The sequence below is a fragment of the Paraburkholderia sp. JHI2823 genome, assembly GCF_038900695.1.
In the GTDB taxonomy this organism is placed as follows: domain Bacteria; phylum Pseudomonadota; class Gammaproteobacteria; order Burkholderiales; family Burkholderiaceae; genus Paraburkholderia; species Paraburkholderia mimosarum.
In genome coordinates this window covers 35,433-49,951 of record NZ_JAYMRY010000006.1, presented here as the reverse complement: position 1 = coordinate 49,951, position 14,519 = coordinate 35,433, and the positions used below count along the sequence as shown (strand labels likewise).

13 protein-coding genes are annotated in these 14,519 nt (G+C 66.3%); 10 read left to right on the top strand and 3 right to left on the bottom strand.

Translation table 11 applies throughout. The features are described 5' to 3' along the window. Window positions 1–159: 159 nt before the first annotated feature. Window positions 160–3,423 (bottom strand): Rne/Rng family ribonuclease, encoded by a 3,264-nt coding sequence (locus tag VSR34_RS09195; protein WP_342962360.1) that lies wholly within the window; start codon window positions 3,421–3,423, stop codon window positions 160–162. Window positions 3,424–4,284: 861 nt separating this feature from the next. On the opposite strand from VSR34_RS09195, the gene VSR34_RS09190 reads away from it, so the two are divergent. From VSR34_RS09190 to VSR34_RS09175, 4 genes are read left to right on the top strand one after another with little or no spacing between them, the layout of a single operon-like run. After that, window positions 4,285–5,358 carry an RluA family pseudouridine synthase gene (locus VSR34_RS09190; protein ID WP_342962359.1) on the top strand — a complete coding sequence of 358 codons (1,074 nt, stop codon included), beginning with the start codon at window positions 4,285–4,287 and terminating at the stop codon, window positions 5,356–5,358. A gap of 33 nt (window positions 5,359–5,391) precedes the next feature. Further along, a complete protein-coding gene (locus tag VSR34_RS09185) occupies window positions 5,392–6,051 on the top strand; it encodes an HAD-IA family hydrolase (protein ID WP_028212924.1) in 660 nt (219 codons plus the stop codon). Then, window positions 6,048–6,464 (top strand): Rieske 2Fe-2S domain-containing protein, encoded by a 417-nt coding sequence (locus tag VSR34_RS09180; RefSeq protein WP_028231340.1) that lies wholly within the window; start codon window positions 6,048–6,050, stop codon window positions 6,462–6,464. Before VSR34_RS09185 ends, VSR34_RS09180 begins: the two co-directional genes overlap by 4 nt. A 16-nt stretch (window positions 6,465–6,480) precedes the next feature. Further along, complete coding sequence (locus VSR34_RS09175; protein WP_028212926.1) at window positions 6,481–7,485, top strand: S49 family peptidase; 1,005 nt, start codon at window positions 6,481–6,483, stop codon at window positions 7,483–7,485. Window positions 7,486–7,586: 101 nt separating this feature from the next. Here VSR34_RS09175 and VSR34_RS09170 read toward each other — a convergent pair whose 3' ends face one another. Both VSR34_RS09170 and VSR34_RS09165 read right to left on the bottom strand, forming a co-directional pair. After that, window positions 7,587–8,309, bottom strand: coding sequence for an SAM-dependent methyltransferase (locus tag VSR34_RS09170; RefSeq protein WP_028212927.1), 723 nt, complete (start codon window positions 8,307–8,309; stop codon window positions 7,587–7,589). After that, window positions 8,306–8,944, bottom strand: a complete 639-nt coding sequence (locus tag VSR34_RS09165) for a Maf-like protein (protein WP_342962358.1) — start codon at window positions 8,942–8,944, stop codon at window positions 8,306–8,308. The genes VSR34_RS09170 and VSR34_RS09165 overlap by 4 nt, the downstream gene beginning before the upstream one ends. 410 nt (window positions 8,945–9,354) lie before the next feature. On the opposite strand from VSR34_RS09165, the gene VSR34_RS09160 reads away from it, so the two are divergent. The 6 genes from VSR34_RS09160 to fabG all read left to right on the top strand — a co-directional run bounded on the left by VSR34_RS09160 (window position 9,355) and on the right by fabG (window position 14,457). Beyond that, entirely contained in the window at window positions 9,355–9,996 is a 642-nt protein-coding gene (locus VSR34_RS09160; RefSeq protein ID WP_028212929.1) for a DUF177 domain-containing protein, read from the top strand. A gap of 157 nt (window positions 9,997–10,153) precedes the next feature. Then, window positions 10,154–10,333 (top strand): 50S ribosomal protein L32, encoded by a 180-nt coding sequence (gene rpmF / locus VSR34_RS09155; protein WP_018441573.1) that lies wholly within the window; start codon window positions 10,154–10,156, stop codon window positions 10,331–10,333. A gap of 146 nt (window positions 10,334–10,479) precedes the next feature. Beyond that, the gene (gene plsX, locus VSR34_RS09150) at window positions 10,480–11,619 is read left to right on the top strand and encodes a phosphate acyltransferase PlsX (RefSeq protein ID WP_028212930.1); all 1,140 of its coding nucleotides are present in this window, start codon (window positions 10,480–10,482) and stop codon (window positions 11,617–11,619) included. Beyond that, entirely contained in the window at window positions 11,619–12,608 is a 990-nt protein-coding gene (locus VSR34_RS09145; protein ID WP_028212931.1) for a beta-ketoacyl-ACP synthase III, read from the top strand. The genes plsX and VSR34_RS09145 overlap by 1 nt, the downstream gene beginning before the upstream one ends. A 126-nt stretch (window positions 12,609–12,734) precedes the next feature. Next, on the top strand, window positions 12,735–13,673 hold the full coding sequence (gene fabD, locus VSR34_RS09140) for an ACP S-malonyltransferase (protein ID WP_028212932.1): 939 nt from the start codon (window positions 12,735–12,737) through the stop codon (window positions 13,671–13,673). Window positions 13,674–13,707: 34 nt separating this feature from the next. Next, window positions 13,708–14,457 carry a 3-oxoacyl-ACP reductase FabG gene (fabG, locus tag VSR34_RS09135; protein WP_028212933.1) on the top strand — a complete coding sequence of 250 codons (750 nt, stop codon included), beginning with the start codon at window positions 13,708–13,710 and terminating at the stop codon, window positions 14,455–14,457. Window positions 14,458–14,519: the final 62 nt, after the last annotated feature.

The window sequence follows — 14,519 nt, the reverse complement described above, 5'->3', positions numbered from 1 at the left end:
CTCTTCATTCTCGCGTTGATTCGATTTTAGCCGAACCGGCGATCGCCTACAGACAAGGGACAACGCTGATATATCAAAAAAAGCCCGCCGGTAGGGGCGGGCTTTCGGGGGGCAGCCGGGCGCGAGGCCCGGCTGCGCGGCCTGTGCCGCAAGCGGGGCTTACGGTTGGCGCGTGGTTTCGACCTGCTGCATCGGCGTGCTGTCGACAGGCGGCAGCGACTTGCGCTCGCGCGGCACGCGCGCGGGCTTCGACACCTGCGCGGAGGCTTGCTGGGCCGCACGCAGCTTGTCGGAGTCGGTGTTGACCCAGACGAGGCCTACCGATTCCAGCGTCGCGCGGAGGGCGTCGTCAGAAGCCGGAGCGGCCTGAACCGGGCGCTGGGCGGCCGGTTCGGTGATCGCGACGACCGCCGGGGCAGCCGCGACTGCGGGCTGTGCGGCCTGTGCCGGCTCCGGATGAGCCACTGGCGTTGCCGCCGGCTCGTGGCTCACGGCGGCTTCCACGCGGTCTTCACGCACGACGGGCGCGGTTTCGGTCCGGCCAGGTTCGGTCCGGCCAGGTTCGGCCGGAGCCGCAGGTGCCGTCGGTTCTGCAGCGGCAGCAGGCTCAGCCGGTTGCTCGGCCTTCGCCTCGACTACAGGCGCGGTTTCGACCGGCGCCAGCGCAGCTTCGGGGGCCGGCTCGGCCGGAGCCTCGGCTTGCGTGGCTTCCGGCGCCGCCGTTTCGACCTGCGTGGTCGCTGCGGCTGCGGCGCTCACCTGACCCGCTTCGGCGACGACGTCTGCCGCCGGCGGCGTGGTCACGGCAGCGGGCTCGACGACTGCCTCGGTGCCCGCTTGCACGGCGGGTGCTGCATGCACCTGAGCCGCGACAGCCGGCTGCTCGATGGCCGGTTGCACGGGCGCGGCTTCTTCGTCGCCTGCCGGCGCCTGCTCATCCGGCGTCAGGCCTGCGACTTCCGTCTCGCGCTCGCGGCGACCGCCGCGGCGGCCGCGACGGCGACGGCGGCGTTCTTCACCTTCGCGCGGTGCGCCTTCTTCATCGGCACCGGCGCTCACGCCTTCGGGCAACTCCGTCAGCGGGGCTTCCACGCCTTCGGCGGCTGCCGATGCAGCCTCGAGACGCGCTTCCTGGGCTTCGGCGGCCTCGGCCTGCGGGCGGCGGCGCTGTTCACCGCGCTCGCCGCGCTCACCACGCTCACCACGCTCACCACGCTCGCGGCGCTCGCCGCGTTCCTGGCGCTCCTGACGTTCGCCACGCGCCGCACCGCCTTCCGCCGTCACTTCGCTGCGGTCCTGACCGCGCTCGACGCGTTCGATACGCTGCTCGCGCGGCTCGCGCTCGGCGCGTGCTTCACGGGCCTCACGCGGTTCACGTTGCTCGCGCGGTTCACGCGGTTCGCGGGCGCCACGGCCTTCGCGCGCCTCACGGGGTTCGCGCGCCTCGCGAGGTTCACGCGGCTCACGTTGCTCGCGCGGTTCGCGGTCTTCGCGGCGGCCAGCTGGCTGGCCGGTGCGTGTGCCGCCGGCGCCTTCGCCGCGGCCTGCGGCGTCGCGGCCGCCGGGGCGGCGATTCCGGTTGCGGTCGCCGCCGGTCTTTTCACCGCGCTCGGTGCGAGCTTCGCGGGTGGGGCGAGCCGTCTTTTCGGGCTGCGTAACCGGTGCCGGTGCGGGTGCCGCGGCCGGTGCGCCGCCGAAGAGGCGCTTGATCCAGCCGAAGAAGCCGCCGCCCGCGGGCGTGACGGCCACTTGCGAAGCGACGGGCGCGCTCTCCGCAGGCTTGACCGGTGCGCTCGGGGCCGGACGCTCGGGCGTGATGCCCTTCACCGCGGCTTCCTGCTTTGGCTTGGCTTCGGCGCTGCGCTTGCTGTAGCCGGTTTCCGATTCGAGCTCGCGAGCCGCTTCCTCGGCCATCTTCCACGAGGCGCGCGGGTCGTCGAGGCGCGCGTCGTCGTGGCGCAGGCGCTCGAGCTTGTAGTGCGGCGTTTCGAGGTGCTTGTTGGGGATCAGCACGACGCCGACCTTGAAGCGCGACTCGATCTTGTTGATTTCCGCGCGCTTCTCGTTGAGCAGGAAGGCGGTCACTTCGACCGGCACCTGGCAATGAATGGCCGCGGTGTGTTCCTTCATCGCCTCTTCCTGAATGATGCGCAGGACCTGAAGCGCCGACGATTCGGTATCGCGGATATGACCCGTGCCGTTGCAGCGCGGGCAGGTGACGTGGCTGCCTTCGGAGAGCGCCGGGCGCAGGCGCTGGCGCGACAGCTCCATCAGGCCGAAGCGCGAGATCTTGCCCATCTGCACGCGCGCGCGGTCGTGACGCAGCGCGTCTTTGAGGCGCTGCTCGACTTCGCGCTGGCTCTTGGCCGACTCCATGTCGATGAAATCGATCACGATCAGGCCGCCCAGGTCGCGCAGACGCAACTGGCGCGCCACTTCGTCGGCGGCTTCGAGGTTGGTGCGCGCGGCGGTTTCCTCGATGTCGGCGCCCTTGGTGGCGCGCGCCGAGTTCACGTCGATGGCGACGAGCGCCTCGGTGTGGTCGATCACGATCGCGCCGCCCGAAGGCAGCGGCACCGTGCGCGAGTACGCGGTCTCGATCTGGTGCTCGATCTGGAAGCGCGAGAAGAGCGGTACGTCGTCGTGATACCGCTTCACCTTGTTGACATTGTCCGGCATCACGATATCCATGAAGGCGCGTGCCTGGTCATAGATCTCGGTGGTGTCGATGAGGATTTCGCCGATGTCGGGCTGGAAGTAGTCGCGAATCGCGCGAATGACGAGGCTCGATTCCAGGTAGATCAGCATTGGCTGACCGGACTGGCCGGCCTGCGACGCGGCTTCGATGGCGTGCCACAGTTGCAGCAGGTAGTTCAAGTCCCACTGGAGCTCTTCGGCGGAGCGGCCGATGCCGGCCGTGCGCGCGATGATGCTCATGCCGTCCGGCAGTTGCAGCTGCGCCATGGTTTCGCGCAGCTCCTGACGGTCGTCGCCCTCAATGCGGCGCGAGACGCCGCCGCCGCGCGGGTTGTTCGGCATGAGGACGAGGTAGCGGCCGGCGAGCGAGATGAAGGTGGTGAGCGCGGCACCCTTGTTGCCGCGCTCTTCCTTCTCGACCTGGACGATGAGTTCCTGGCCTTCCTTGAGGGCGTCCTGGATGCGCGCGCCGCGCATGTCCACGCCTTCGCGGAAGTACTGGCGCGCGACTTCCTTGAACGGCAGGAAGCCGTGGCGGTCTTCGCCGTAGTTGACGAAACACGCTTCGAGCGAAGGCTCGATGCGGGTGACGATCCCTTTGTAGATATTGCCTTTGCGCTGTTCGCGCCCGGCGGTTTCGATGTCGATGTCGATCAGCTTCTGTCCATCGACAATAGCGACACGCAGTTCTTCCTGCTGTGTCGCGTTGAACAGCATTCGTTTCATTGAACGACTCCAGTGCGTTCACGCGCGAGCCGCACCGTGCGCGGCGACGACGCCAGGCAGCACGGTACGGGCAGCGGCGAGCCGCGCCTTATTGTGTTGTCACAAGCACGCTGGAGCAGGAACGATGGCGGGGAGAATTGCCTTTTTTGGGCACCGGTCCGGCGTTGCGTTGCCATGGACGGGCCGCGTGGGCACATGCGAAATACGTCTTCAATGAGCGAAGAGACGTGCCGCGGAGGGCACGGTTTTCCTGCGCTTCCGAACCACCTGATGGCTGTGCCACGGCAACGGCCGCAACAGGCGCCGGCCGCAGCGGCGAACCGCGCGCGCTTGCGACTGGATCAGGTTTGCGGCCTCAAGCATGAAATCAGGGCCGCGCACGGGAAGCTTCTCAGGAACGCCCGTCTTCCCCCTCGGGTGTCTCGTCACTTTTGACGTCGCCGTGTCCCGCACGTTGCCGGGACGCTTCGGGCGCTCGCCGTATTTTCGCCACCAGCGCCTCCCGCGGCGGTCACTTCGACCGCGCGGCGGGACGCGCCGGATAAATTCTTTATACCAATGTTCCTTAACCGTCGGAACCGTCCCTAACCGAACGTGCCTGTGGGCGCCGTCCCTGCCGGTGCGGGATTCCGTGCGTGCAACTCGTTGCTTCTCATCAGGCGGGGTGAGCAACCAGCCCCGGGCGCAAGTAAAATAATGGTTTATCGCTTGCAGCCTGCGCTCGCCGCGTGGTCCAAGTCCAGGATAACCCCCTTGGTGTCCATAGGGTGGTTCACAGAACATCTGGCTGTCTGGTCAGGGCCATTCGGCCTGGGCCATCCGGCCTACCATTGCGTCGGCGCTGGGCAAATTATATTCAGAATGAAAGGGTTAGGCAAAACATCCCAGAATCAGGTCGCAAGCGACCAGGTTTCGTTCGTCGAAATCGACGAGGGCGCGGCCGGTCAGCGCATCGACAATTTCCTTGTGCGCGTCTGCAAAGGCGTGCCGAAGAGTCACATCTACCGCATCTTGCGCAGCGGGGAAGTGCGGGTGAACAAGGGCCGAATCGACGCGCAATACCGGCTCGTGGAAGGCGACATCGTGCGCGTGCCGCCCATTCGCACCTCGCAGTCGAATGCCCCGGCCGGCGCTGCGCCTGTGCCGGCCGCCCAGTTTCCCGTGCTTTATGAGGACGACGCGCTGCTCGTCATCGACAAGCCCGCCGGCGTAGCCGTGCACGGCGGCAGCGGCGTGGCGTTCGGCGTGATCGAGCAACTGCGCGAGGCGCGCCCCCAAGGCCGCTTTCTAGAACTCGTGCACCGCCTCGATCGCGAAACCTCGGGCGTGCTCATGCTCGCCAAGAAACGCGCGGCGCTCGTCGGGCTACATGCGCAGATGCGCGACAGCCAGACGGACAAGCGCTATTTCGCCTGCGTCCACGGCGAATGGGCGAGAGACTGGGGCCGCCGGCGCGCCGTGAAGGAGCCGCTTCACAAGTATCTGACCCCGGAAGGCGAGCGCCGCGTGCGGGTGCAGCCCGATGGCCTGGCGTCGCATACCGTGTTCAATCTTGTCGAGCGCTGGCCAGGCTACGCGCTGCTCGAGGCCGAACTCAAGACGGGCCGAACCCATCAGATCCGCGTGCACCTCGCGCACCTCGGGCTGCCGATCGTCGGCGATGCCAAGTACGGCGACTTCGCGCTCAACAAGGCGCTGGCGCGCAATGGGGCGCAACCGGGCATCAAGCGCATGTTTTTGCATGCGCATCGGCTCAAGCTCGCTCATCCGATTACGGGCGTGCCGTTGCAGTTCGAGGCACCGTTGCCGGCCGACTGCCGCGCCTTTGTCGAGGCGCTGCGCGCCCAGCGCGAGGAAGGCGCGTCAGCCGACGCGGCCTCACCCAGCGGGACCCGACCTGACGCGGCCCGACCTGACGCGGCCCGACCCGACTAACACCGAATACAACAGCGTTTGGAGAAGTCCTGCATGGCTCGAGAGTTATTTGACCTGATTGTGTTCGACTGGGACGGCACCTTGATGGACTCGACCGCCCACATCACGCGCAGCATCCAGGCGGCGTGCCGCGACCTCGGCCTGCCCGTGCCCGGCGACGAGGCGGCCAGCTATGTAATCGGCCTCGGGCTGCGGGATGCGCTGCAGATCGCCGCACCGACGCTCGATCCCGCGGATTACCCGCGGCTAGTCGAGCGCTACCGCATTCACTACCTGCTGAAGGACCAGCAAACCGAGCTTTTCGCGGGCGTGCGCGAGATGCTGACGGAGCTGCGCGACACCGGCTACCTGCTGGCCGTTGCGACGGGCAAGAGCCGCGTGGGGCTGAACCGCGCGCTGGCGGATGCGCGGCTCACGAGCCTCTTCGACGGCACCCGCTGCGCCGACGAGACCTTTTCGAAGCCGCACCCGGCCATGCTCCAGGAGCTCACACGCGAGCTGGGGCAGGATCTTGGCCGCACGGTGATGATCGGTGACACGACGCACGACCTGCAGATGGCGATCAATGCGGGCGCGGCCGCCATCGGCGTGGCGTATGGCGCACATGCCCTTGGCGCACTCGAAAAGCTCGAGCCGCGCTTCGTCGCGCAGGACGTCGCCGCGCTCGCCGGCTGGCTGCGGGTGAACGCATGAGCACGGCGCCGGTAGCGTCGACGCACGAGCCGGTGCGCGTGTGCGGGGCCGCCGAACTCGCCGAGGGCGGCGCGGGTTGGCGCATGAACGCGACCTACGCGGGCGGTGACGCCGTGGTGTTCTTCGTGCGCTATGGCGGCGAGGTATATGGCTACCTGAACCGATGCGCGCACGTGCCGATGGAGCTCGACTGGGTCGAGGGCCAGTTCTTCGAGTCGTCGGGGCTCTATCTGATGTGCGCCACGCACGGCGCGATCTACCAGCCCGACACGGGCAAGTGCGTGGGCGGACCGTGCCGCGGCGGGCGTTTGCGCCCCGTTCGCGTCGAGGAACGCGACACGCCGGAGGGGCGTGCGGTATTCTGGCTGCCGGACGACGATCTGCGTCCCCATCCAGGCTCCTCCGTCTCTTGACCATTCTTCCGCTCGCATGGCCGACAATCTGACCCCTGATCCAAACGAAGCGCCTCGCGCGGCTTCGTCAGACCCTCGCGCGCCTGCGCCCGGCTGGGAGCGCGAGGCGCTGGAGCGCATCGCGCTTGCGGCGATCACCGAGCAGCGCGCGGCGCGGCGCTGGCGGATCTTCTTCCGCTTCGCATTTCTCGCCGTCTTCGTGGTGATCGCGTGGGCCGTTCTCGATATTTCGGGCGCTCGCCTGGAGAGCGAAGGACGTCACACGGCGCTCGTTACGCTCGACGGCGAAATCGGCTCCGACACCCAGGCCAACGCCGACGACATCATCAGCGCGCTCGATAGCGCGTTCGACGACGACGGCACCGCGGGCGTGATCCTCCACATCGACAGCCCCGGCGGCAGCCCGGTGCAGGCTGGCATTATCAACGACGAGATTCGCCGTCTGCGCACGAAGTACCCGGCCATCCCGCTGTATGTGGTGGTCGGTGACATGTGCGCGTCGGGCGGTTATTACGTCGCGGCCGCCGCCGACAAGATCTACGTCAACAAGGCGAGCATCGTGGGGTCGATCGGCGTGCTGATGGACGGCTTCGGCTTCACCGGGCTCATGGACAAGCTCGGCATCCAGCGTCGCCTGCGTACCTCGGGCGAAAACAAGGGCTTTTTCGATCCCTTCTCGCCCGACACGCCGAAAATGGACGCGCATGCCCAGGCCATGCTCGACCAGATCCACCAGCAGTTCATCGATGCCGTGAAAGCCGGCCGCGGCAAGCGTCTGAAGGACTCGCCAGAGCTCTTCTCGGGCCTCTTCTGGACCGGTCAGAAGAGCGTGGAACTGGGTCTCGCGGATGGTTACGGCGATACCGACTACGTGGCGCGCGAGGTGATCAAGGCGTCGAACGTCGTCGATTACACCGTCAAGCAAAGCCTTACCGACCGCGTCGCGAAGCGTGTCGGCGCGAATATCGGCTCGGCGGCCGTGCGTTCGCTGTTGATGGGCGCGAAGCTGGCGGTTCACTGAACGGCAACACGTCTGGCACGTTTGCGGGTTGATGCTCGCCAAGGAAAAACCGGCCGCTGCGTGAACGCGCAGCGGCCGGTTTGCTGGCCGGCGATCGATGCTTAGTTCGCGAGCAGAAGGAAAATCGCCGGCCGCTTGTGCAGCTCGGGCGCAGGCTTTCTTTTCCAGTCGGACACGGCGCGGCTCACGATCGTCTCCGTGGGCAACGTGAGATCGGCGGCGACGCAAACCAGCGTGGACGGCGCGCAGGTCGCGAGTAACGCGTCGAGCAGCGTGCGGTTACGGTAGGGCGTTTCGATAAAGATCTGCGTCTGCCTGGCCTTGCGCGAAGTCTGCTCCAGATCGCGCAGCTTCTTCACGCGCTCGTTGGCATCGACGGGCAGATAACCGTGAAACGCGAAACTCTGGCCGTTGAGGCCCGACGCCATGAGCGCCAGCAGGATCGAGCTCGGGCCCACGAGCGGCACGACCTTGATGCCGCGTTCATGCGCGCGCCGCACGAGCAGGGCCCCTGGATCGGCGACAGCGGGCACGCCCGCTTCGGAAACGAGTCCTGTGTCGACGCCCGCGAGCAGCGGCGCCAGCAGCTTGTCGATTTCGCCCGCCGGCGTATTCACATTCAGTTCGCGGATCTCGATTTCCTGAATCGGCCGCGTGGTGCCCACGCGCTTGAGAAAGGCGCGCGTCGTTTTCGCGTTTTCGCCGATATAACTTGCAAGCGTGCCCGCGCGTTCGCGCACCGGCGCGGGGAGCACGGCGTTGAGCGCGTCGTCGTCGCCTTCGCCGAGCGTGTTCGGGACCAGATAGAGCGTGCCGGTCGTCATGCGTGTGCCTCCAGAAGCGGATAGCCCGCGGCGAGCAGCATGCGCGTGAGCGCGATGAGCGGCAGGCCGATCAGGGCGGTGGGGTCGTCCGACTCGATCGCCTCCAGCAGCGCGATGCCGAGGCCTTCCGATTTCGCGCTGCCCGCGCAGTCATACGGCGTTTCGGCGCGCAGATAGGCGTCGAGCGCGGCGTCGGGCAGCTCGCGAAAGCGCACTTTCGTGACGACGTCGACGGTATCCGTTTGGCCAGTAGCGGTGTCGAGCAGGCTCAGGGCACTATGGAACAACACTTCGCGGCCGCGCATGGCCTGCAACTGGGCGAGCGCGCGCTCGTGCGTGCCGGGCTTGCCGATCTGCTGGCCATCGAAAGTGGCTACCTGATCTGAGCCAATCACCAGCGCGCGGCCAGCGCCAGCGGGAAGCGCGGCGGCTGCGGCACACGCTTTCGCGGCGGCGAGCCGCAGCGCGGTCGCCTCGGGCGTTTCGCCGGGCAGCGGTGTTTCATCGATGTCGGGCACGACCGTGTCAAACGGAACGCGCAGACGTTCGAGCAACTCGCGCCGGTACCGCGAGCTCGAGGCGAGGATGAGAGCGGGGCGGCCCGTACGCGGGGCCTGTGAAGGGGAATCCTGCATGGTCGATTGGCAATAGGGGAATGGGTAGTGATGGTGGCTGTGGCGCGGGAAGGCCCGTGTTGATAGCGGCTGTGGAACGGAGCGGATTCGCCGCAGCGCTTCATGAGAAGGGCGCGAAACCCCGGCTGAACAGGCACCATCCAGGCACTTTCGTACGCGAGCTTAAGTGTTTGACTCGCAAAGATAAAGGCGATATGATTTTGGGCTTTTCATTGGTACGCTCTCGTCGCACGTCTTTTGTGTGCGCGCCGTTTTTTGCGGCGCCGCGGTTCGGAAGACGTTGCTGGCGGTGCAGCGTGCCGATGGCCGGTAAAGGGTTGGATCGGCTTGGATCGCGGGGAGCCATCCCGGCTTTCGCGCCGCATTCCGGCCGCAAGCCTTGAAGCATGACTTGAAGCAGGAGAGCGCACATGACCGAACATCTGGACAAGTCTGCTGGCGCTGGTCTGAATCCGCGCGACCTCGATATCTTCGAATTCGCGCGCAGCGGGCGCGAGGCAGCGGGTGCCGTGCGTCTCTCGCAACTGCCGCGCATGTTAAACGAAGTCCCGGTCGAGGCGCCAGATCGCGACACTGCGTTCACCTGGCAGGCTGCGGGTTCGACGCGGCAAGAATTGCAGGACGACGGCGCCGAGGCGCCGCAACCATACCTGCAGCTCGTGGTTCACGGCAGCGCATGGTTGAACTGCCAACGGTGCCTCGCTCCCTACGAGCAGGCATTCAATGCGGATGCGACCTTCCGTATCGTCCAGACGGAAGAAGAGGCGGACGAGTTTCCGCTCGACGACGATGAAGTCGAAGTGATCGTGGGCTCGCGCCATTTCGATCTCGTCGACTTGATCGAAGAGGAGCTGTTGCTCTCGCTGCCGCTGGTGCCGAAGCACGAAGTCTGTCCGGAAGTGCACGAAAGTCTCGCCTCGGGTGCCGATGGCGCAGACGGCGTGGATTCCGTGGATGACGTGCCAGAGCAGGAAATCGAGTCGGAAGAGCGCGTGAACCCGTTTGCGGCGCTCGAATCGCTCAGGAAGGACGGTCCCGGCAACAAGCACTAACGGGAAACCTGGTTCGTAACCTGGTTCGTAACGTTAGGCAACTGTACGGGGCGGGCAGTACCAGACGCGTGGGCCTGAGCCCGGAGTCCGGCCACCCCCAGGGTGGCGGCGGCCGGATCGGGCTGTGTTAGAATTCGGAAAATTTTCAGGAGTTATCATGGCAGTTCAACAAAACAAGAAGTCGCCGTCGAAGCGCGGTATGCACCGCTCGCACGATTTCCTCACGGGCGCGCCGCTGGCCGTCGAGCCGAGCACCGGTGAAGTGCATCTGCGTCACCACATCAGCCCGAACGGCTACTACCGCGGCAAGAAAGTCGTCAAGACCAAGAACGATTAATCGTTTCAGCGTGTGGCGCAGTATCGACCCGCAAGGGGCGACACCGCGCAACGTCTGACGATTCCGTTCGCTTGACCATATTTCGGCTCGGCAAAAAAGGCGGCATTCTACTGCCGCTTTTTTGTGCCTGAAATTCGTCGCATTCCATGACTGTTAAGCTCACGATAGATTGCATGGGAGGCGACCACGGCCCGTCCGTGACGGTGCCTGCCGCAGTCCATTTCGTCCGCTCGCACCCCGACGCGCATCTCATGCTCGTGGGCGTCGAGTCGGCGGTCCGCGCCCAGTTGAAGAAGCTGAAGGCGGCGGACCATCCCGCGCTTACCGTCGTGCCCGCCACCGAGGTCGTCGAGATGGACGATCCGGTCGAAGTCGCCCTGCGAAAGAAGAAAGACTCGTCCATGCGTGTCGCACTCAATCGCGTGAAAGAGGGCGAGGCGCAAGCCTGCATTTCCGCCGGCAACACGGGCGCGCTCATGGCCGTGTCGCGCTATGTGCTCAAGACGCTTCCCGGCATCGAACGCCCCGCCATCGCGTTCGCACTTCCGAACCCGCGCGGCTACACGACGATGCTCGACCTTGGCGCGAACGTCGACTGCGAGCCGCAGCATCTGCTGCAGTTCGCGGAGATGGGGCACGCGCTCGTGGCCGCGCTCGAGGGCAAAGATCGTCCAACGATCGGGCTCCTGAACATCGGCGAAGAAGTCATCAAAGGCAACGAGACCATCAAGCGCGCGGGGGAACTCCTGCGCGCGAGCACGCTGAATTTCCGCGGCAACGTCGAAGGCAACGACATTTACAAGGGCACCGTCGACGTCATCGTCTGTGACGGTTTCGTTGGGAATGTCGCGCTCAAGACGTCGGAGGGCCTCGCGCAGATGCTCAACGACATGATCAAGGAAGAGTTCGGCCGCTCGTGGCTCACGAAGCTCATGGCGCTCGCCGCGCTGCCCGTGCTCATGCGCTTCAAAAAGCGCGTCGATCATCGCCAGTACAACGGCGCCGCGCTGCTCGGCTTGAAGAGTCTCGTCATCAAGAGCCACGGCTCGGCCGATGCCTACGCGTTTGAGTGTGCGATCAATCGCGGGTATGATGCCGTCAAAAATGGCGTCCTGGAGCGCCTCGCGCGCGCCATGGAAGAAAACGCCGGTTCGCTCGAACAGGCGGCAGGCGAGTCCGGCGGCGCCCAGAACATGCAAGCCGCACAAGCCGGGGCGGCGACCAGCGCGCCCAGCCAGGCGGCGGGCGATTTACCGCCCGGCGCCGCATCATCCTCGAAGGCATAATGGCTCAATCGACTCTCTACTCCCGCGTGATCGGCACGGGCAGCTACCTGCCGCCTGATCGCGTCACCAACCAGGAACTGGCCACGCGGCTCGCCGCGAAAGGCGTCGAGACGAGCGACGAGTGGATCGTGGCCCGCACGGGCATCCACGCGCGCCACTTCGCCGCACCCGACGTCACGACGAGCGACCTCGCGCTTGCGGCGTCGCAGCGCGCGATCGCGGCCGCCGATGTCGATCCCCAGACGATCGACCTCATCATCGTCGCTACTTCCACGCCCGATTTCGTGTTTCCGAGCACGGCTTGCCTGTTGCAGAACAAGCTCGGCATCCGCAATCACGGCGCGGCGTTCGACGTGCAGGCCGTGTGCGCGGGCTTCGCGTACGCCGTTTCGGTGGCCGACAGCCTGATCCGCAGCGGCCAGCACCGCACGGCGCTCGTGGTCGGCGCGGAAACCTTCTCGCGCATTCTCGATTTCAACGACCGCACCACCTGCGTGCTGTTCGGCGACGGCGCGGGCGCGGTCGTGCTCCAGGCGTCGGACGAACCGGGCGTGCTCTCGAGCGCGCTGCACGCCGACGGCAGCTACGCGCATATCCTGTGCACGCCGGGTCACGTCAACGGCGGTGTGATCGCGGGCAACGCGTTCCTGCACATGGACGGCCAGGCCGTGTTCAAGCTCGCCGTGAACGTGCTCGAAAAGGTCGCGATCGAGGCAATCGAGAAGGCGCAGCTCACCGCCGACCAGATCGACTGGCTCATTCCGCACCAGGCCAACATCCGCATCATGCAGGGCACCTGCCGCAAGCTCGGCCTGCCCGCCGAGCGCATGGTGGTGACGGTTGGCGAGCACGGCAACACGTCGGCGGCTTCGATTCCGCTCGCTTTGGACATCGCTGTGCGCGACGGCCGCATCAAGCGCGGCCACAACGTGCTGATCGAAGGCGTGGGCGGCGGCTTCACCTGGGGCGCCTCGGTCATCCGCTTCTAATCTTCCGGAGCGGGCTTTCGCGCTCCCGCGGTCAGGCCGCACGTACATGACATTCGGTATGTGCGCGGCCGGCAGCGGTCCATCCGAGCGCATCGCCCGCCGGTTTTAATCGAATTTGGGGACGTTATGAAATTCGCGTTCGTTTTTCCCGGGCAGGGCTCCCAGGCCGTCGGCATGCTCGACGCTTTCGCCGATAACGCCGTCGTGCGCGAGACGCTGCAAGAAGCGTCCGACGCGCTCGACCAGGATCTTGGCAAGCTGATCGCCGAGGGCCCGGCAGAAGAGCTCAATCTCACCACCAACACGCAGCCGGTCATGCTCACGGCCGCCTACGCCGTGTACCGCGCGTGGCAGCAGGCGGGCGGCCCGGCGCCGGCGATCGTCGCGGGCCACAGCCTCGGCGAATATACGGCGCTCGTCGCCGCTGGCGTGCTCGCGTTCCGCGACGCCGTGCCGCTCGTGCGCTTTCGCGCGCAGGCGATGCAAGGCGCGGTGCCGGTCGGCGAAGGCGGCATGGCTGCCGTGCTCGGCCTCGACGACGACGCCGTGCGCGCCGTTTGCGTCGAAGCGGCCGCGGCGAGCGGCGGCGTGGTCGAAGCCGTGAACTTCAACGCGCCGGCGCAGGTCGTGATCGCGGGTCACAAGGGCGCGGTCGAAAAGGCCTGCGAAATCGCCAAGGGCAAGGGCGCCAAGCGCGCGCTGCCGCTGCCGGTTTCCGCGCCGTTTCATTCGTCGCTGCTCAAGCCCGCCTCGGACCAGCTGCGCGAGTACCTCGCGGGCGTTACGCTCAATGCGCCGCAGATTCCGGTGGTGAACAACGTCGACGTGGCCTTCGAAACCGATCCCGCAAAGATTCGCGACGCGCTGGTGCGCCAGGCCGCCGGCCCCGTGCGCTGGGTCGAATGCGTGAAGGCGATTGCGGCGCAGGGCGCCTCGCATGTGATCGAATGCGGTCCGGGCAAGGTGCTTGCGGGCCTCACCAAGCGTATCGACGGCAATCTCGCGGGCGCCTCGGTGCTCGACCCGAAGTCGCTCGAAGAAACGCTCGCGCTTCTGAACGCATAAGCGCATAAGCCACTACCGCTAACGGATTCGAACGATGGAAAAGACTCTCGACAATCAAGCCGCGATCGTGACCGGCGCGTCGCGCGGCATCGGCCGTGCGATTGCGCTCGAACTGGCGCGCCAGGGTGCGACGGTGATCGGCACCGCGACGAGCGAAGCCGGCGCGCAAGCCATTTCGGCCGCCTTCGAAGAAGCGGGCGTGAAGGGCCGCGGCGCCGTTCTCAACGTGAACGATGCCGCTGCGGCAGAAGCGCTCATCGACGCAACGGTCAAGGAATTTGGCGGTCTCGCGATCCTCGTCAACAATGCGGGCATCACGCAGGACAACCTGGCGATGCGCATGAAGGACGACGAGTGGGATTCGGTCATCGACACGAACCTGAAGTCGGTGTTTCGCCTCTCTCGCGCCGTGCTACGCCCGATGATGAAGGCGCGCACGGGCCGCATCATCAACATCACCTCGGTGGTGGGCTCCTCGGGCAACCCGGGCCAGGCCAACTATGCCGCCGCGAAGGCCGGCGTGGCGGGCATGACACGCGCGCTGGCACGCGAGATTGGCAGCCGCGGCATCACCGTGAACTGCGTCGCGCCGGGCTTCATCGACACCGACATGACGAAGGACCTGCCGGCCGAACAGCAGGCCGCACTCAAGCAGCAGATTCCGCTGGGCCGTCTCGGCAGCCCGGACGACATCGCGCATGCGGTCGCGTTTCTCGCGTCGCCCCAGGCGGCCTATATCACGGGCACGACGCTGCACGTGAACGGCGGCATGTACATGTCTTAACCGGATTCAGGTACTATCCGCGCCTTGATGCGTTTGATGCAAAACCTTGCACGGACGCCTTC